A 17,522-nucleotide genomic window follows, 5' to 3' on the forward strand; every position below is an offset into this window, starting at 1 on the left:
GCAGCAATGAGTCAGAACGTATACCAATTTATCGACCTGCAGCGTGTTGATCCGCCGAAGAAACCGCTGAAGATCCGCAAAATCGAGTTTATTGAAATCTACGAACCGTTTTCGGAAGGTCAGGCAAAAGCGCAGGCGGACCGTTGTCTTTCCTGCGGCAACCCGTACTGTGAGTGGAAATGCCCGGTTCATAACTACATTCCGAACTGGCTAAAGCTCGCCAACGAAGGGCGCATTTTTGAAGCCGCGGAACTGTCTCACCAGACCAATACGCTGCCGGAAGTGTGCGGCCGCGTGTGCCCGCAGGATCGTCTGTGCGAAGGTTCCTGCACGCTAAACGATGAGTTCGGCGCCGTGACCATCGGCAACATCGAGCGTTATATCAATGATAAAGCGTTCGAAATGGGCTGGCGTCCGGATATGACCGGCGTTCGCCAGACTGACAAGCGGGTCGCGATCATCGGTGCCGGTCCAGCCGGGCTGGCTTGTGCCGACGTGTTGACCCGCAATGGCGTGAAGGCTGTGGTGTTTGACCGTCACCCGGAGATTGGCGGCCTGCTGACCTTTGGCATTCCGGCCTTCAAGCTGGAAAAAGAGGTGATGACCCGCCGCCGTGAAATTTTCACCGGCATGGGAATCGAGTTCAAACTGAATGTGGAAGTGGGACGTGACGTCCAGCTCGACGACCTGCTGAAAGATTACGATGCGGTATTCCTCGGCGTAGGTACCTATCAGTCCATGCGCGGCGGGCTGGAAAACGAAGACGCAGATGGCGTATTCGATGCCCTGCCGTTCCTGATCGCCAATACGAAGCAGATCATGGGCTTTGGTGAAACGACCGACGAACCGTACGTCAATATGGAAGGTAAACGCGTAGTGGTGCTGGGCGGTGGCGATACCGCTATGGACTGCGTGCGGACCTCCGTTCGCCAGGGCGCAACGCACGTCACCTGTGCCTATCGCCGTGACGAAGAAAACATGCCGGGTTCCCGACGCGAAGTGAAAAACGCGCGTGAAGAAGGTGTGGAGTTCCAGTTCAACGTGCAGCCGCTGGGTATTGAAATCAATGCGAATGGTAAAGTCAGCGGTGTGAAAATGGCCCGTACCGAAATGGGCGCGCCGGATGCAAAAGGCCGCCGTCGTGCGGAAATCGTCCCGGGTTCCGAGCATATCGTTCCGGCGGATGCCGTGGTGATGGCATTTGGTTTCCGCCCTCACAGCATGGAGTGGCTGGCAAAACACAGCGTCGAGCTGGACTCTCAGGGGCGCATTATCGCCCCGGAAGGCAGCGATAACGCCTTCCAGACCAGCAACCCGAAAATCTTCGCCGGTGGTGACATTGTGCGTGGTTCAGATCTGGTAGTTACCGCCATTGCCGAAGGTCGCAAAGCCGCCGACGGGATTATGAACTGGCTGGAAGTGTAATAAACCTTTCTGACTCCCCTGCTCTGAGTACGCGATCAGAGAGGGGAGTCACTCTTACTCTTCGCACTATCCCACCTTCATTCTTCGAAAGCGGCTCGCAAATTTCGCCGTAAGTAAATGTAATGGGCTGAGAAGAATTGACCGTATATCCACTTAAGTGTACTGATAGCGATATATTTTCAATCTGTAACTATCATGTCAGGGATAATATGATGGCAACAACATCAGCACAACACGCAGGCGATTATCAGCAAATCCACGACGGCATAATCTATCTTCTGGATACTGCAAGGACAGAGACCGTCCGCAACATCAACGCGATTATGACGGCAACGTACTGGGAAATTGGCCGACGCATTGTCGAGTTTGAGCAGGGCGGTGAAGCGCGGGCAGCTTATGGTGCTCAACTGATTGAGCAACTGTCCGTAGATTTAACCCGGCGCTATAAACGTGGATTCTCAACCGGAAATCTGCGGCAAATTAGAGCTTTTTATCTTTATTTTCAGTATATTGAAATTCACCAGACACTGTCTGGCGAATCTTTAAATCTCAAACAACTCGCCAGGATATTCCCGCTGCCCTGGTCAGCTTATGTCCGTCTCCTGTCAGTTAAAAAACCCGATGCCCGCACCTTTTACGAGAAAGAGACATTACGCAACGGTTGGTCGGTACGACAACTCGATCGGCAAATCGCGTCTCAGTTTTACGAACGGACACTGCTTTCTCATGATAAACCCGCCTTGCTGCAACAGGCTGCGCCCACCGCGCCCGAAGTCTTACCAGAACACGCAATACGCGATCCCTTTATTCTCGAATTCCTCGATCTGAAAGATGAGTATTCGGAATCCGATCTGGAAGAAGCGCTAATTAACCATCTGATGGAGTTTATGCTTGAACTCGGAGACGATTTTGCGTTTGTCAGCCGACAGCGCCGGTTACGCATTGACGACAGCTGGTTTCGCGTCGACCTGCTTTTCTTCCATCGCCGCTTGCGCTGTCTGTTAGTTGTTGATCTGAAAGTGGGCAAATTCAGCTATGCCGATGCAGGACAAATGAACATGTACCTGAACTACGCCAAAGAGCACTGGACTATGCCGGGCGAAAATCCGCCGGTTGGGCTAATCCTGTGCGCGGGAAAAGGGGCTGGAGAAGCACACTACGCATTGAACGGTTTACCGAATACCGTGATGGCAAGCGAATACAAAGTGCAATTGCCTGACGAAAAATTACTGGCAGATGAACTCATTCGTTCGCAATTGGCCCTGACAGCGCGAAAAGCTGAATCCCCAGAAACATCGTTGACGAAATAATGAACGGGATAGATGTGTAAAGCGTAAGACCGGATGGTAAAAACCATCCGGCATTATCATGCGACTAACAGGCTGGCGCGAACCTTGACGACTACTTTCTTAATCTCTTTCGGTTCTCCCACACTGCATCCCGGTTTGTGCGGCTCACCTGGCATAAACACCGCGAACATGCCTGGTTGTAGGGTAATGCTCTGACGGCCAGCAATCTCACGGCAAAGTTGATAATCCTCCTCAACATGACACTTTTCACACTGGCGCGCGGAGTCCGCCACGCCGAACTGAATGCGCTCCTCTCCAGCCAGCAGTAGCTGGATATCGATGTATTGCTCGTGCAGTTCGGCCTTTTTCTCTGTGGCCGATTGCGTGGCAAACTGCATGACATTCATAAAGATATCGTCCCCACGTAGCTCAACGCGACCAGGGGCTTGCTCCTGGGGTCTGGCGGTTAACGCCAGCGTCAGCGCCTCTTCCAGCACGGGATGTAAACCGGCAGCAGACAACGAACGAACTTCACCTAATATCATCCTTCTCTCCTTGCGCTAACAATGCCGCGCCCAGCAGTCCCGCGTCGTGGCGGTAGTATGCTGTGCTTAATTCTACGTGATAAACCGGGGGCATGCGTTCGAGACAGGCGCGGACTTGCGCGAGATACCCCTGCGCCAGCCCAACGCTGCCGCCAACAACCACCCGCTGGCAATCCGTGATCGCTTTCGTATCGGCAATCAGCCGCGCCAGCACCTGTGCGGAGTCAGCGATCAGGCGACTGGCCTGTTCATCACCCTCTGCCGCGTGGGAAAAAATGGTTTTTGCATCGCATCCGGCAAGCGAACCTTGCGCCGCAGCAGCAATACCGCGTCCCGATGCGATAGCCTCGACGCATCCTACTCGTCCACAGCCACACACCGGCCCATTTGGGTCCGCGAGGGTATGACCCAAGTGTCCGGCCAGACCCCCCATACCGGTGACGAGCTTACCGTCGCTGACCACACCGCCGCCTACGCCAGTTGAAACGGTGATAAACACCATATCCCGCGTATCCTCGTTCAGTGCGTGGTATTCCGCCCATGCCGCAGCCTGAGCATCATTGATTGCCAGCGTTGGCAAACCGGTGAGATCTTCTAACGTTTGCACCAGCGGAAAGTGAAGCAACCCGCCCAAATTTCTCGGGTTTATCGCCAACAGGTTGCCTTCGCGGATAATCCCCGTCGAGGCTATCGCCACCCGATGCGCTTGCGACTGCAACGGTTCCACCAGCGTTTTCAGCGCCTCCCTCAGCGCCTGCGACGTTTTACTGGCGGGCGTAGACAGCTCGCGACGTTCGCGAATCTGCAAATCTTCCCCCACCAGTGCGGCGGCAAGCTTCGTACCGCCAATATCAATGGCCAGCGTCGTCATAAAACCGCCTTTTTCAGCGCCGTGTTATACCACTCACAAATGTGCTCCAGACGGGTAATCGCAGATCCCACCGTCACCGCCCAGGCACCGTGGCGCATCGCTTCGCCAGCCTGCGTCGGGGTGTTGTAGCGGCCTTCAGCAATCACGCGACAACCCGCTTCGCTCAGCGCTTTCACCAGCGCCAGATCCGGCTCTTCAGGCGTTTCTGCCGTGGTGTAACCCGAAAGCGTGGTGCCAATAATTTCCGCACCGAGTGCCTGACAGGCCAGGCCGTCCTCCCGCGTCGAGCAATCGGCCATTGCCAACAGCTGGTGATGATGGATACGGGCCAGCAGCGACGCTACCGGAACCGGGCGCACGCGGTCGGTGCCATCTATTGCGATAATGTCAGCGCCGGCCTGCGCCAGGGCATCGACATCTTCCAGAAACGCGGTGATGCGCACCGGTGAATCCGCGAGATCGCGCTTGAGAATGCCGATTATCGGTACGGAAACCACGGCACGCGTCGCCTTAAGATTCTCAACGCCTTCAATACGTAACGCGACGGCCCCCGCCTGCTCAGCTGCCAGCGCCATCGCCGCCACAATCTTAGGTTTATCCAGCGGGCTGCCGGGAACCGGCTGGCAGGAAACTATCAGACCACCACGCGCGGCAATGCTTTTATCCAGTTGTGTAAGTAACGACATGCTTCTTCCCTTACGTATATTGCCCGGTGCATGACCGGGCAAATGGATTAACTTTTGCTTTTGACTAAGGGGCTTTTATCACCGCCAAATGGGATGGCGCCGCTAAACGGTTTACCGTCGATAGCATCATGCGTACGCAGCGCCTCTGGTCGCAGCCAGCGCTGGACGCGGGACGGCATATCCAGACCAATCAACAGGATAACCACAAAGGTCAGGCTGAAAGAGAGCGAGCCCAGCGCAGTACCCAGATCCAGTCGCTGGGCAATCAGCGCCCCCAGAATCGGTGCCAGCGCTCCGCCGAGCGCCCCGACGTTATAGGTGAAGCCCAGACCGGCGGCACGTTGATCGGTATCGAAATAACCGCCAATCAGTTTCGGTAAAATCCCCGAAATCCCTTGCCCCAACATCTGCTGGAAAAACAGAAGCAAACCAAGTACCCAGACGTTGGTACCGCCAATCGCAAACACCGGAATGATTAGCACCTGCGAGGCCAGCAGGCTACATACATAAGCTTTGCGGGTCCCCAGCCAGTCACCGAGGAAGCCCCCCACGCAGCAGCCGACCGCCGCGCCAAAACCGCTAAAGAACAGCACCCGCGCCACGGTGGAAGGATCGTATGCCAGTTCCGTTTTCAGATAAGTAGGCAGCAATGCCTGAATCGGCCACGAGTAGAGGAAAGCGAACAGGACAACGATCATGAGCATCACGCCCGTTGGCCAGCGCTTGCCGCTGCTTTGCACCATAAAGCTGATAAAGATCACCGCACACAACAAACCCAGCACCGCGACAATCGCTGCATTTTGCAGGTCACCGGCAAAGCAGAACCACAGTGCCGTCGCGGCCGCCATCGTCATCAGAATATTGACGACGCGATGATCACCCCGGTAAAGAATATCGACCATCGTACGTACCGGCGCTTTGCCTGCATGCTTCTCTTTCCAGTCCTCAGCTTCTGGTATGTTTTTGCGCAGCCAGAGGGCAAAAATAATCGGCAGAATGCCAATGAAGAACAGCGCGCGCCAGCCCCAGACCGGCACCACCAGGCTGTACACCTGAGCTGCGATGACGGCGCCAACGGAGAAGCCTGAGATCAGAAAACCACTGGCTTTATTGCGCAGGTGTTTCGGCCAGCTTTCAATAACATAGGTCGCACTGGAGCCGTATTCGCCTGCCATCCCCATGCCAATCACCAGTCGGGCGATAAACATGGTGGTGTAACCCGGCGCAAAACCACAGGCCAGCGTCCCCATGGAGAACAGAATAATACTGGTGACCATCGCCAGTCGACGCCCATAACGGTCGCCCATTGCGCCCAGCATTAACCCGCCAAACCAGCGGGAAATAAAGGCTGCCGAAATCAGGCTCGCCGCCTGAACCGTCGTCAGCCCGAACTCTCCTTGCACTTCCGTCAGCACAAGAGCAATCAACACAAAATCAAAACCATCCAACAAATATCCCAGCCATGCGGCAGAAAATGCCCGCCATTGAGCCCGGTTGAGATGGCGATACCACGGGATGCTTTGGGTAGAAATACTCATTTTACTCTCCCGACGATTTCTTTATTGTATTGCCGGATGGCGGCTTCGCCTTATCCGGCCTACGTATCGTATTCTGTTGTGTTTTGTTGGCCGGATAAGCGTCAGCGCCATCCGGCACCCCGTCAGGAACGTTCCGCCAGCAATTGTTCCGCCAGTGCTTTCAATGCAGGCACGTATTTTTCATCCACGGGGGCAAACGGTTTGCGGCACAGCGGGACAGAAACCACGTCCATATAGTGCAGAACCGTTTTCAGCCCGCGGAACACGCCAGCCTTAATGAGGAGATCGATAACCTTATTGCACTCTGTTTGCAGCTTTTGCGCAGTCCGGATGTCACCTTCTTTGAGCGCTTTCACAATTCCCAGATAGCGCCAGCCCATGATGTTGTAAGTGCTGCCGATACCGCCATCTGCTCCCGCCAACAGGCCTGAAGCGAAAATTTCGTCATAACCGTTATAAAGCACCAGATCCGGATGCTCGCGACGGATCTGCTCCATCTGGAACAGATCGCCCGATGTTTGCTTCAGTGCGCCTACGCCAGGCAACGTCACCAGCGTGTTGATCTGATCCAGCGTTAACTTCACGCCGCTTAACGCCGGAATGTTATAGACCACCATCGGCAAACCATCCGCCGAATCAATAATGGCCCGGTAATGATCGCAGTGCTCTTCAAAGCTGAACGGATAGTAGAACGGCGTCACCGCTGAGACGGCGTCAAAACCGCAACGATGCGCTGCACGGGCGAGCTGCTGGCTCTCGTGGGTGCTGACTGTTCCAACATGAGCGATCAGCGTGACCTTGCCCTTCGCCTCTTCCGCGACCACTTCCAGCACCTGCTCCCTTTCCGCACAGCTCTGCACAAAGGCTTCACCGGTGGAGCCGCCCACGTACAACCCATCGATTCCCTGCGCGATATTGAAACGCACCAGTCGGCGCAGGCTCTCAATATCCAGTTTCTGTTGGTTATCGAAAGGGGTTAACAACGCTGGCATTACGCCTCGTAAATCTTTTGCCATAACGACCTCTGTCTTGATTAGTGTTATCTGACTGCATACCTTTATACCTGTTATACCAGATCAAATAAGCAGCAATACAATACAGAACGCTTATAGTGCGATCTGCTTCACTAAACGATCGTCAGGATCGCGATCACTTGCGCATTTTTGAATGTTTCCCGAGAGCGTGCCAGGTGGCGGAAACGCTGTTGAGATGAGATTGCAGGGCGCGATCGGCCTCGTCGGGATCGTGCTGGCGGATGGCCTCCACAATGGCAATATGCTGCTGATAACTCACGTTATTATGCTCGTAAAGCTCGCGATCCGGCACGGTCGGGCGTGCGGCGATCAGCCAGTCCAGCAGCGCGACGTGGATCGCCATAAAGATAGGATTGCCAGGGATCTCCGCCAGTACGCGGTGGAAATCCACGTCCGAGCGGATAAACAGGGTATTGTCATCCAGCGACTGGCTGTTGATCTCTAGCGCTTTTGCCAGTCGATCGATTTGTTCATCCGTGGCGTTCTCCGCCGCATAGCGCACAAGGCTGGATTCAAAGAACAGGCGTAGCTGCTCAAAATGAGCAATGCCGCCGGGATGCGCGAGGAAATCTTTCGCCATGCCGGAGAGCTCGCCAATGATGGTGTCCGCCGAAGGGCGCGAAACGCGGGCGCGTTCACCGTTATTGATTTGCACCAGACCTTTACGCTTCAGCGCCGCCAGCGCTTCACGCACGGAGGGGCGACCAACGTTGAAAAAAGCCATCAGCTCCCGTTCGGATGGCAACTGTTCCCCCTCGCCAAACTCACGGCGACGGATCATCTGCTCTAATTCTTCTTCAACCATTTCCGACAGCTTTTTACGTGCCAACGGACGACGACGAAGGCTACGCCCAATGGTTGCTGGAGAATCTTCTGCTTGCGGATCGAATGTGTTCATAGGACCTATTTGCGAGTCACGGTGACAAACAACAGCAGGCTCATCGTAACACAGGATCGGAAGGAGGGTGAAACCACGGTCGGCGCGATCAAAAACAGGCCCTGTGGGGCCTGTTTTTATCTATTTAACAACACGTAATGCTGGTCGTCCACCGCGTGGCGGCGGCGGATCGTCATCCGGATTGTTGTCATCGTCATGATCCGGCTTATCACCGTCAATAACTGACATAACGGTTTCGCTCTCTGCGCCTGAGGTCGCGTCATCATCATTGAGACTAGCCACATCTTCGTCATAAGCGGCTTCCGGTTCGAACATCGTTCCGGCACCGTTTTCACGTGCATAAATCGCCAGCACCGCCGCTAACGGCACAGAAACCTGGCGCGGAACGCCGCCGAAACGCGCGTTAAAACGCACTTCGTCGTTAGCCAGCTCCAGATTCCCTACCGCACGCGGTGCAATGTTCAGGACAATTTGCCCGTCACGGGCATATTCCATTGGAACATGCACGCCAGGCAACGTCACATCCACCACCAGGTGCGGCGTGAGCTGGTTGTCGAGCAACCACTCATAGAAAGCACGCAGCAGATAAGGACGGCGCGGTGTTAGCTGTGACAAATCCATCCTTATTATCCCCGGCCAAGACGCATTTCGCGTTCAGCTTCGGTTAAGGACGCCAGGAAAGAATCACGCTCGAAGACGCGAGTCATATACCCTTTCAGCTCTTTCGCTCCCGCACCGCTGAACTCAATACCCAGTTGCGGCAGACGCCACAGCAGCGGCGCCAGGTAGCAATCTACCAGGCTGAATTCATCGCTCAGGAAATACGGTTTCTGACCGAATACCGGCGCAATAGCTTGCAGTTCTTCACGCAGCTGTTTGCGGGCAACGTCAGCTTCTGAAGCAGACCCGTTCACGATGACGTTCATCAGCGTGTACCAGTCTTTTTCGATACGGTGCATGTACAGGCGGCTTTCGCCACGAGCAACCGGATAAACCGGCATCAGCGGTGGATGTGGGAAACGCTCATCCAGGTATTCCATAATGATGCGAGATTCCCATAGGGTCAGCTCACGATCCACCAGTGTCGGGACGCTCTGATTCGGGTTGAGGTCAATCAGATCCTGAGGCGGATTGTCCTTTTCCACATGCTCGATCTCAAAACTTACACCTTTCTCAGCCAGCACAATGCGGACCTGATGGCTATAGATGTCAGTAGGACCAGAAAACAGCGTCATTACCGAACGTTTGTTGGCAGCGACAGCCATGAAAACCTCCAGGTATATTCAGAATTTTTACTGCTACCGGCCATCGCATGGCCAGTCAGAAGTGATGTCACCCGCTTCGGAAATGTCATCATCGTTCAAAAAGCAAACAAAAAATGAGCAATACCCGATATTTGGGCAGAAAATTGGATGATAGTTTACCAGATTTTGTGACCTTTGTGGTGAGTCGATTCTGGAAATGGGGAAAAAGAGGGTTTTGTCAGAGGATTACGCCAGATTTATCCATAAAAAAACCCGCCGAAGCGGGTTTTTTCGCCAACAGTAATCTGCCAGAGGCAGAAAACAATTAACGTTTGGAGAACTGCGGACGACGACGTGCTTTACGCAGACCGACTTTCTTACGTTCAACCTGACGAGCATCACGAGTAACGAAGCCTGCTTTACGCAGTTCGCCACGCAGGGACTCATCGTACTCCATCAGAGCGCGGGTGATACCGTGACGGATCGCACCAGCCTGACCAGAGATACCACCACCTTTAACAGTGATGTACAGATCCAGTTTCTCAACCATGTCGACCAGTTCCAGCGGCTGACGAACTACCATGCGGGCAGTTTCACGACCGAAGTACTGTTCCAGAGAACGTTGGTTGATAACGATTTTGCCGTTGCCCGGTTTGATGAAAACGCGAGCTGCGGAACTTTTGCGGCGACCAGTGCCGTAGTATTGATTTTCAGCCATTGCCTATAATCCCGATTAGATGTCAAGAACTTGCGGTTGCTGTGCCGCGTGGTTGTGCTCGTTACCAGCGTAAACTTTCAGTTTACGGAACATAGCACGACCCAGCGGGCCTTTTGGCAGCATGCCTTTAACCGCGATTTCAATCACACGCTCAGGACGGCGAGCAATCATCTCTTCAAAGGTCGCTTCTTTGATACCACCGATGTGACCGGTGTGGTGATAGTACACTTTGTCAGTACGCTTGTTGCCGGTTACAGCAACTTTGTCAGCGTTCAGAACGATGATGTAATCACCGGTATCTACGTGCGGAGTGTATTCCGCTTTATGCTTACCGCGCAGGCGACGAGCCAGTTCAGTAGCCAGACGGCCCAGAGTTTTACCGGTCGCGTCAACAACGTACCAGTCGCGTTTTACGGTTTCTGGTTTAGCTGTAAAAGTTTTCATTAAAAGCTTACCCAATAAATAAGTTACACGTTGGTGAACACCCAAACGTTATGTCAGTTGAGGTTCACACGACAAAGTCCGGCAAACCTACCCCTTCGAATAGCCAATGCCAGCACACAAAAAGTTTTGGGAAAAAAACTTTCTTGTAACGTGGGGTCGCAAGATTATAGAGAAGTCGGGGTCAAAGATCGACCCCTTTATGTGATTTGCACAACAGTTTATTGGCCGCGGTCAGGGCATGTGTTCTTGCTTGAGATATTCCTCGCTCTGCATCTCCTGCAAACGCGACAGGCAGCGCTGGAATTCGAACTTCAGTCGCTCCCCCTGATACACCTCATATAAAGGCACGGCAGCGCTGACCACCAGCTTGACGTGACGTTCATAAAATTCATCCACCAGTGCGATGAAACGGCGCGCTTCGCTTTCCATCAGCGGCGTCATCACGGGTACATCAAACAGCATGACCGTGTGGTAGAGACGCGACAACGCAATATAGTCATGCTGGCTGCGGGCATCAACGCACAGCGTGTGGAATGAGACTGCCAGCGTCTGGTTTTCCACGCCAAGCGTGGGAAGGGGCCGGTGATTAATCTCCAGAACCGGGCCCTGTTCACGTTTGACACCCGCCAGCGCCAGCCAGAGGTTGTCCATCTGCTGCTGCGTTTCAATGTTCAGCGGTGAGAGCCACAAATGCGCCTGGGTCAACGTCCGCAGACGATAATCCACGCCGGCATCTACGTTCATGATGTCGCAATGTTGTTTAATCGCATCGATAGCAGGAAGAAAACGCGCACGCTGTAAACCGTTGCGATACAGCTCATCAGGGGGAATATTCGAGGTCGCCACCAGCGTGATGCCGCGCGCAAAGAGCGCCTTCATCAGGCCGCCGAGCAGCATGGCATCGGTAATATCAGACACAAAAAACTCGTCAAAGCACAGCACATCCGTTTCGGCCTTAAAGCGGTCCGCCAGAGTTTCAAGCGGGTCGGTCTGCCCCTGCAATGCGGTCAACTCCTCATGCACACGCAGCATAAAGCGATGAAAATGCAGACGCTGCTTACGAACGCCGGGCAGGCTGTGGTAGAACAGATCCATGAGCCAGGTTTTCCCCCGCCCTACGCCTCCCCACATATATAAGCCACGTACCGGAACGCTGTGCGCGTCTTCTTTTTTTCCCAGTAGCTTACCAACGCGGGCCATAAACCCTTTTGTTTCAGCGGCAGAGGTTTTATCCGATATCAACGCCTGGTAAATCTTCTCCAGACGATTGACCGCCTCTTTTTGCACGTCGTCGGGTTGGTGAGTGCCATCGTTAATGGCTTTCAGATAACGCGATGTGGGGGTAAAGCTCTGCATGATGTTCTTGTTATTCCTTGAAAATCGATGTGCCGTCGTTCACGGTTGACGAAAAAAAGGCTGTTCTACACTACGCGATATAAAGACGGGATTCCACTTCTGCGGGATTAGCGGTTATAGTGGCAGTATCAGGCGAAGGCATGAAGCCTCAAGCCAACACCCTACGGAAACACAAGACAACGGGAGATGTTCATGACCTGGGAATACGCGCTAATTGGGTTAGTCGTCGGCATCATCGTCGGTGCTGTAGCCATGCGTTTTGGCAACCGGAAGTTACGTCAGCAACAGGCGTTGCAATACGAGCTGGAAAAGAACAAAGCAGAGCTGGAAGAGTACCGCGAAGAGTTGGTCAGCCATTTTGCCCGCAGCGCCGAGTTGCTGGACACCATGGCCCACGATTACCGCCAGCTGTATCAGCACATGGCGAAAAGCTCCAGCAGCCTGCTGCCGGAACTGTCAGCCGAATCTAACCCGTTCCGTAACCGTCTGGCCGAGTCTGAAGCCAGCAACGATCAGGCGCCGGTACAAATGCCGCGTGACTATTCCGAAGGCGCCTCCGGCCTACTGCGCAGTGGCGCAAAGCGCGACTAACCGCACACCGTTAATATTTTTTCTGGGCGCAGCGATTGCGCCCACCTCTTCTCTCCCGTCCCGACTATCATTTAATCATTATCCGCATTGTTAGCTGATTGAAAATTCAATAACATCAAACTGTTTTGAATCGTCTTTCCCTTTACTCAAGGTACGAGAGCAGGATCAATGAAAATACAAACCCAGCTGTTGAGTGCATTAGCGTTAAGTGTCGGGTTAACTCTCTCGGCGCCGTTTCAGGCCATTGCGTCGATTCCCGGCCAGGTCCCTGGCCAACCCGCGCTTCCCAGTCTTGCCCCAATGCTCGAAAAAGTGCTACCTGCCGTTGTCAGCGTGAAGGTTGAAGGCACCGCCACTCAGACACAGAAAGTCCCCGAAGAATTTAAAAAATTCTTCGGCGATGACCTGCCGGATCAACAGGCACAACCGTTTGAAGGGCTGGGTTCCGGGGTCATTATCGATGCCGCAAAAGGCTATGTGCTGACCAATAACCACGTGATTAATCAGGCGCAAAAGATCAGCGTTCAGTTGAATGACGGGCGTGAATTTGAGGCCAAACTGATTGGCAGCGACGATCAAAGCGACATCGCCCTGCTGCAAATTCAAAACGCCAGCAAGCTTACGCAAATCGCCATCGCCGACTCGGATAAACTGCGCGTGGGTGATTTCGCTGTGGCGGTCGGTAACCCGTTTGGCCTGGGGCAAACGGCCACCTCAGGTATCGTCTCGGCGCTGGGACGCAGCGGGTTGAACCTGGAAGGGCTGGAAAACTTTATTCAAACCGATGCCTCAATTAACCGCGGGAATTCCGGCGGCGCGCTGCTTAACCTCAACGGTGAGTTGATCGGTATTAACACCGCCATCCTGGCGCCTGGCGGCGGTAGCGTCGGGATCGGTTTTGCTATCCCCAGCAATATGGCCCGCATTCTGGCACAGCAGTTGATTCAGTTTGGTGAAATCAAGCGCGGCCTTCTGGGCATTAAAGGGACCGAAATGACCGCCGACATCGCCAAAGCGTTCAAAATGGACGTGCAGCGCGGTGCCTTTGTCAGCGAAGTGCTGCCAAACTCCGGTTCCGCCAAAGCGGGTATTAAGTCCGGCGATGTGATCACCAGCCTCAACGGTAAACCGCTCAATAGTTTTGCTGAGCTACGCTCCCGTATCGCCACCACAGAACCTGGCACCAAAGTGAAGCTGGGTCTGTTACGTAACGGCAAACCACAGGAAGTGGAAGTCACGCTCGATACCAGCACCTCCTCTTCTGCCAGCGCAGAGATGATTGCGCCGGCATTGCAAGGAGCGACGCTGAGCGACGGTCAGCTCAAAGACGGCAGCAAAGGCATCAAAATTGACAGCGTTGAAAAGAGCAGTCCTGCCGCACAGGCTGGCCTGCAGAAGGATGATGTGATCATCGGGGTTAACCGTGACCGGGTAAACTCTATCGCCGAAATGCGTAAAGTGCTGGAAGCCAAACCGTCCATTATCGCGTTACAAATTATTCGCGGAAACGAGAGCATTTATTTGCTCCTGCGCTAAATCCAGGATCCCGGACATCAGCCTCGCGTGTGATGTCCGGTTAACTCGTGATATGCTGCTGCCGTTCCCTTTATTAATGACGCCTCCATCATGTTAGTGAAGCTCTTACGTTCGGTTGCAATAGGTTTGATTGTTGGCGCCATTCTTCTGGCTGCCATGCCTTCGCTTCGCAAAATCAACACGCTTTCTGCACCGCAATATGACAGTGCCGACGAGACGCCCGCCAGCTATAACTCTGCAGTACGTCGCGCGGCCCCTGCTGTGGTCAACGTCTATAACCGCAGTATGAACAGCACCGCGCATAATCAACTGGAAATCCGCACCCTGGGTTCCGGCGTAATTATGGATCAACGCGGTTATATCATTACCAACAAGCATGTAATCAACGATGCCGATCAGATTATCGTTGCCTTGCAGGACGGGCGTGTCTTTGAAGCGCTGCTGGTTGGCTCCGATACGTTGACCGATCTGGCCGTTCTGAAAATTAACGCCACCAGCGGTCTGCCCACGATTCCGATCAATAACAAGCGTTCTCCGCATATCGGCGACGTGGTGCTGGCGATCGGTAACCCCTATAACCTCGGACAGACCATCACTCAGGGTATTATCAGCGCCACGGGGCGTATCGGGTTGAACCCAACCGGACGGCAGAACTTTCTGCAAACAGATGCCTCTATCAACCACGGTAACTCCGGCGGTGCGCTGGTGAACTCGCTGGGCGAGCTCATGGGTATCAACACTCTGTCGTTTGATAAAAGCAATGACGGTGAAACGCCAGAAGGGATCGGCTTTGCCATTCCGTTCCAGTTGGCGACCAAAATTATGGATAAGCTCATCCGCGATGGTCGTGTCATCCGTGGTTACATTGGGATTGGCGGTCGTGAAATCGCGCCGCTGCACGCCCAGGGTGGCGGCATGGACCAAATCCAGGGGATCGTCGTGAATGAAGTGGCACCAGATGGCCCTGCTGCGCAGGCAGGTATTCAGGTTAACGACCTGATTATCTCTGTGAACAGCAAACCCGCCGTCTCCGCGCTGGAAACGATGGACCAGGTGGCTGAGATTCGACCTGGCTCGGTAATTCCGGTGATTGTCATGCGTGATGATAAGCAGCTGACACTGCAGGTTACCATTCAGGAATACCCGGCAACTAACTAGTTTTCGGTAGCCAGACAATAAAAAACCGGAGGCAGATGAACTGGCTCCGGTTTTTTTACGGCTTCACGGTTCGCTTACTTGTTAACGAACTCTTCACCCAGTTGGATATCTTTCTTCAGGGTATCCAGCATGCCTTCCAGCGCGTTCTGCTCGAATGCACTCAGTTTGCCGATAGACTGACGCTCTTCCACGCCGTTTTTACCCAACAGCAGCGGCTGCGAGAAGAAACGTGCGTACTGGCCGTCGCCTTCAACGTAGGCACATTCTACAACGCCTTTTTCGCCCTGCAGTGCGCGAACCAGTGAAAGACCAAAACGTGCAGCCGCCTGGCCCATAGACAGGGTTGCGGATCCGCCACCCGCCTTCGCTTCAACCACTTCGGTACCCGCATTCTGGATACGTTTGGTCAGGTCAGCCACTTCCTGGTCAGTGAAGCTCACGCCCGGGATCTGCGACAGCAGTGGCAGAATAGTCACGCCAGAGTGTCCGCCAATAACCGGCACTTCAACGTCAGTCGGCAGTTTACCTTTCAGTTCCGCCACAAAGGTGTTGGAGCGGATGATGTCCAGCGTGGTCACGCCAAACAGTTTATTTTTGTCGTAAACGCCGGCTTTTTTCAGTACTTCTGCTGCAATGGCGACGGTGGTGTTCACCGGGTTGGTGATGATACCGATGCAGGCTTTCGGACAGGTCGTCGCGATCTGCTGTACCAGGTTCTTCACGATACCTGCGTTGACATTAAACAGATCGGAACGGTCCATACCCGGTTTACGCGCCACGCCCGCGGAGATCAGCACCACGTCAGCACCGTGCAGTGCCGGGGTCGCGTCTTCACCGGAGAAGCCTTTGATTTTCACAGCAGTTGGGATATGGCTCAGATCAACGGCCACACCGGGAGTCACTGGAGCGATGTCGTACAGGGAGAGTTCTGAACCTGAAGGCAGTTGGGTTTTTAACAGTAGTGCAAGCGCCTGGCCGATACCGCCAGCAGCGCCGAGGACTGCGACTTTCATCCTAAACTCCTTATTATATTGATAAACTAAGTGTTTGTTGCTCCGCGGCGGCGACGTTAAACCACAATTTCTATGAATACAATCACGCGTATTCATTTCTGTGTTGTCACGCGAATTTAGCTTTTATGCATTTAATTGACGTAATACGAAGATGTCTGTGCAGTAGAGCAACTTTCCAACAGGTGGTGACAATATACCCTACTGTCGGCCCAAAACAACATCAATTTGATAACAATTAATTTACTTTTAAGCTTATTTGCGAGGCGTGACACAGGCATGTTTCTTGATAACGAAATTTGATAAAATTCCGCTCTTTCATAACATTATTTCAGCCTTCATTTGGGCAGACTATTTGCATAAAAATTCATCTGTATGCATAATAATGTTGTTTCCGCTCTCATATTACGGGTGACTTATGCGAAGCTCAGCTAAGCAAGAAGAATTAGTAAAGGCGTTCAAAGCGCTACTTAAAGAAGAAAAATTCAGCTCTCAGGGCGAAATTGTCCTCGCATTGCAGGATCAGGGTTTTGATAACATCAATCAGTCCAAAGTCTCACGCATGCTGACAAAGTTTGGTGCCGTCCGTACCCGCAACGCGAAAATGGAGATGGTCTACTGCCTTCCGGCTGAACTGGGCGTTCCCACCACCTCCAGCCCGCTGAAGAACCTGGTTCTTGATATCGACTTTAATGATGCGGTGGTGGTTATCCACACAAGCCCAGGTGCAGCACAATTGATCGCTCGCCTGCTGGACTCCCTGGGTAAAGCAGAAGGTATTCTCGGCACCATCGCCGGAGATGACACCATCTTTACGACCCCAGCTAATGGCTTTACGGTGAAAGATCTCTACGAAGCTATTCTGGAACTGTTCGAACAAGAGCTCTGACCCCTTCCACCCCGCCGCAAACGTGGCGGGGGATAACCCTGCCTTTTCGCGCATTCGCCGTGAATATCACTGCTTATCCTTTAACAATTAGTGCGTTTATCTGCCAAAAAACATTCACATGGTGAATAACCAAAGCTAAAACCGCACAAATCGCAAAAACCTATAACTTTATGATTTTAATGATAATAAAATAAAAAACCTTGATTTTTAATTCCTGAACTGAATAAAAAAAATTTTTTTAGTCCCTAAAACCATCAGAAACAATTAGCGTGGTATTAATTTATAGCGTT

Annotated in this window: 19 protein-coding genes; 7 read left to right on the plus strand and 12 right to left on the minus strand. The window is 53.3% G+C overall.

Going from position 1 to position 17,522, the window contains the following annotated elements:
* The first annotated feature begins 6 nt into the window (after positions 1-6).
* Positions 7-1,425, plus strand: a complete 1,419-nt coding sequence (gene gltD, locus QNN88_RS15420; protein WP_414240978.1) for a glutamate synthase subunit GltD — start codon at positions 7-9, stop codon at positions 1,423-1,425.
* A 209-nt stretch (positions 1,426-1,634) separates the two neighbouring features.
* Complete coding sequence (locus QNN88_RS15425) at positions 1,635-2,735, plus strand: PDDEXK nuclease domain-containing protein (RefSeq protein WP_414240979.1); 1,101 nt, start codon at positions 1,635-1,637, stop codon at positions 2,733-2,735.
* 56 nt (positions 2,736-2,791) lie between these two features.
* On the opposite strand, the gene nanQ is transcribed toward QNN88_RS15425, so the two are convergent.
* The 8 genes from nanQ to sspA all read right to left on the minus strand — a co-directional run bounded on the left by nanQ (position 2,792) and on the right by sspA (position 9,551).
* Positions 2,792-3,259, minus strand: coding sequence for an N-acetylneuraminate anomerase (nanQ, locus tag QNN88_RS15430; protein ID WP_414240980.1), 468 nt, complete (start codon positions 3,257-3,259; stop codon positions 2,792-2,794).
* Positions 3,246-4,130, minus strand: a complete 885-nt coding sequence (gene nanK / locus QNN88_RS15435; protein WP_414240981.1) for an N-acetylmannosamine kinase — start codon at positions 4,128-4,130, stop codon at positions 3,246-3,248. Before nanK ends, nanQ begins: the two co-directional genes overlap by 14 nt.
* Complete coding sequence (locus QNN88_RS15440; RefSeq protein WP_414240982.1) at positions 4,127-4,816, minus strand: N-acetylmannosamine-6-phosphate 2-epimerase; 690 nt, start codon at positions 4,814-4,816, stop codon at positions 4,127-4,129. The genes nanK and QNN88_RS15440 overlap by 4 nt, the downstream gene beginning before the upstream one ends.
* Before the next feature lie 47 nt (positions 4,817-4,863).
* Positions 4,864-6,354, minus strand: coding sequence for an MFS transporter (locus QNN88_RS15445; RefSeq protein ID WP_414240983.1), 1,491 nt, complete (start codon positions 6,352-6,354; stop codon positions 4,864-4,866).
* Between the two features lie 122 nt (positions 6,355-6,476).
* Positions 6,477-7,370 (minus strand): N-acetylneuraminate lyase, encoded by an 894-nt coding sequence (nanA, locus tag QNN88_RS15450; protein WP_414240984.1) that lies wholly within the window; start codon positions 7,368-7,370, stop codon positions 6,477-6,479.
* Between the two features lie 133 nt (positions 7,371-7,503).
* Positions 7,504-8,295 carry a transcriptional regulator NanR gene (gene nanR, locus QNN88_RS15455; RefSeq protein ID WP_414241033.1) on the minus strand — a complete coding sequence of 264 codons (792 nt, stop codon included), beginning with the start codon at positions 8,293-8,295 and terminating at the stop codon, positions 7,504-7,506.
* A 111-nt stretch (positions 8,296-8,406) separates the two neighbouring features.
* Positions 8,407-8,907, minus strand: a complete 501-nt coding sequence (sspB, locus tag QNN88_RS15460) for a ClpXP protease specificity-enhancing factor (RefSeq protein ID WP_042998320.1) — start codon at positions 8,905-8,907, stop codon at positions 8,407-8,409.
* A gap of 5 nt (positions 8,908-8,912) precedes the next feature.
* Positions 8,913-9,551, minus strand: coding sequence for a stringent starvation protein SspA (gene sspA / locus QNN88_RS15465; RefSeq protein WP_042998321.1), 639 nt, complete (start codon positions 9,549-9,551; stop codon positions 8,913-8,915).
* Positions 9,552-9,664: 113 nt separating this feature from the next.
* Between sspA and QNN88_RS15470 the strand changes: the two genes are divergently transcribed.
* Entirely contained in the window at positions 9,665-9,859 is a 195-nt protein-coding gene (locus QNN88_RS15470; RefSeq protein WP_414240985.1) for a hypothetical protein, read from the plus strand.
* On the opposite strand, the gene rpsI is transcribed toward QNN88_RS15470, so the two are convergent.
* From rpsI to zapE, 3 genes are all read right to left on the minus strand, one after another.
* Entirely contained in the window at positions 9,856-10,248 is a 393-nt protein-coding gene (rpsI, locus tag QNN88_RS15475; protein WP_000829815.1) for a 30S ribosomal protein S9, read from the minus strand. The two genes, QNN88_RS15470 and rpsI, sit on opposite strands and share 4 nt — an antisense overlap.
* 15 nt (positions 10,249-10,263) lie before the next feature.
* The gene (gene rplM / locus QNN88_RS15480; RefSeq protein WP_042325003.1) at positions 10,264-10,692 is read right to left on the minus strand and encodes a 50S ribosomal protein L13; all 429 of its coding nucleotides are present in this window, start codon (positions 10,690-10,692) and stop codon (positions 10,264-10,266) included.
* Between the two features lie 231 nt (positions 10,693-10,923).
* A complete protein-coding gene (zapE, locus tag QNN88_RS15485) occupies positions 10,924-12,048 on the minus strand; it encodes a cell division protein ZapE (protein ID WP_414240986.1) in 1,125 nt (374 codons plus the stop codon).
* A 192-nt stretch (positions 12,049-12,240) separates the two neighbouring features.
* Between zapE and zapG the strand changes: the two genes are divergently transcribed.
* From zapG to degS, 3 genes are all read left to right on the plus strand, one after another.
* Positions 12,241-12,639: a Z-ring associated protein ZapG gene (gene zapG, locus QNN88_RS15490; protein WP_042324999.1), complete on the plus strand. Its 399-nt coding sequence runs from the start codon at positions 12,241-12,243 to the stop codon at positions 12,637-12,639.
* A gap of 168 nt (positions 12,640-12,807) precedes the next feature.
* Positions 12,808-14,175 carry a serine endoprotease DegQ gene (degQ, locus tag QNN88_RS15495; protein ID WP_414240987.1) on the plus strand — a complete coding sequence of 456 codons (1,368 nt, stop codon included), beginning with the start codon at positions 12,808-12,810 and terminating at the stop codon, positions 14,173-14,175.
* 90 nt (positions 14,176-14,265) lie between these two features.
* Positions 14,266-15,333 carry an outer membrane-stress sensor serine endopeptidase DegS gene (gene degS / locus QNN88_RS15500; protein WP_414240988.1) on the plus strand — a complete coding sequence of 356 codons (1,068 nt, stop codon included), beginning with the start codon at positions 14,266-14,268 and terminating at the stop codon, positions 15,331-15,333.
* 74 nt (positions 15,334-15,407) lie between these two features.
* On the opposite strand, the gene mdh is transcribed toward degS, so the two are convergent.
* Complete coding sequence (mdh, locus tag QNN88_RS15505; protein ID WP_414240989.1) at positions 15,408-16,346, minus strand: malate dehydrogenase; 939 nt, start codon at positions 16,344-16,346, stop codon at positions 15,408-15,410.
* Between the two features lie 415 nt (positions 16,347-16,761).
* On the opposite strand from mdh, the gene argR reads away from it, so the two are divergent.
* A complete protein-coding gene (argR, locus tag QNN88_RS15510; RefSeq protein ID WP_042324992.1) occupies positions 16,762-17,232 on the plus strand; it encodes a transcriptional regulator ArgR in 471 nt (156 codons plus the stop codon).
* Positions 17,233-17,522: the final 290 nt, after the last annotated feature.

The organism is Citrobacter sp. ANG330 (assembly GCF_047467925.1).
Lineage (GTDB): Bacteria > Pseudomonadota > Gammaproteobacteria > Enterobacterales > Enterobacteriaceae > Citrobacter_A > Citrobacter_A amalonaticus_G.

Excerpts from the sequence above, each read along its gene's own strand:
- nanA (WP_414240984.1), bottom strand. The coding sequence starts at position 7,370 with ATGGCAAAAGATTTACGAGGCGTAATGCCAGCGTTGTTAACCCCTTTC.
- gltD (WP_414240978.1), top strand. The coding sequence starts at position 7 with ATGAGTCAGAACGTATACCAATTTATCGACCTGCAGCGTGTTGATCCG.
- rpsI (WP_000829815.1), bottom strand. The coding sequence starts at position 10,248 with ATGGCTGAAAATCAATACTACGGCACTGGTCGCCGCAAAAGTTCCGCA.
- zapG (WP_042324999.1), top strand. The coding sequence starts at position 12,241 with ATGACCTGGGAATACGCGCTAATTGGGTTAGTCGTCGGCATCATCGTC.
- QNN88_RS15425 (WP_414240979.1), top strand. The coding sequence starts at position 1,635 with ATGATGGCAACAACATCAGCACAACACGCAGGCGATTATCAGCAAATC.
- argR (WP_042324992.1), top strand. The coding sequence starts at position 16,762 with ATGCGAAGCTCAGCTAAGCAAGAAGAATTAGTAAAGGCGTTCAAAGCG.
- degS (WP_414240988.1), top strand. The coding sequence starts at position 14,266 with ATGTTAGTGAAGCTCTTACGTTCGGTTGCAATAGGTTTGATTGTTGGC.
- QNN88_RS15440 (WP_414240982.1), bottom strand. The coding sequence starts at position 4,816 with ATGTCGTTACTTACACAACTGGATAAAAGCATTGCCGCGCGTGGTGGT.
- degQ (WP_414240987.1), top strand. The coding sequence starts at position 12,808 with ATGAAAATACAAACCCAGCTGTTGAGTGCATTAGCGTTAAGTGTCGGG.
- rplM (WP_042325003.1), bottom strand. The coding sequence starts at position 10,692 with ATGAAAACTTTTACAGCTAAACCAGAAACCGTAAAACGCGACTGGTAC.
- QNN88_RS15445 (WP_414240983.1), bottom strand. The coding sequence starts at position 6,354 with ATGAGTATTTCTACCCAAAGCATCCCGTGGTATCGCCATCTCAACCGG.
- nanQ (WP_414240980.1), bottom strand. The coding sequence starts at position 3,259 with ATGATATTAGGTGAAGTTCGTTCGTTGTCTGCTGCCGGTTTACATCCC.
- nanK (WP_414240981.1), bottom strand. The coding sequence starts at position 4,130 with ATGACGACGCTGGCCATTGATATTGGCGGTACGAAGCTTGCCGCCGCA.
- sspA (WP_042998321.1), bottom strand. The coding sequence starts at position 9,551 with ATGGCTGTCGCTGCCAACAAACGTTCGGTAATGACGCTGTTTTCTGGT.
- QNN88_RS15470 (WP_414240985.1), top strand. The coding sequence starts at position 9,665 with ATGAGCAATACCCGATATTTGGGCAGAAAATTGGATGATAGTTTACCA.
- sspB (WP_042998320.1), bottom strand. The coding sequence starts at position 8,907 with ATGGATTTGTCACAGCTAACACCGCGCCGTCCTTATCTGCTGCGTGCT.
- zapE (WP_414240986.1), bottom strand. The coding sequence starts at position 12,048 with ATGCAGAGCTTTACCCCCACATCGCGTTATCTGAAAGCCATTAACGAT.
- mdh (WP_414240989.1), bottom strand. The coding sequence starts at position 16,346 with ATGAAAGTCGCAGTCCTCGGCGCTGCTGGCGGTATCGGCCAGGCGCTT.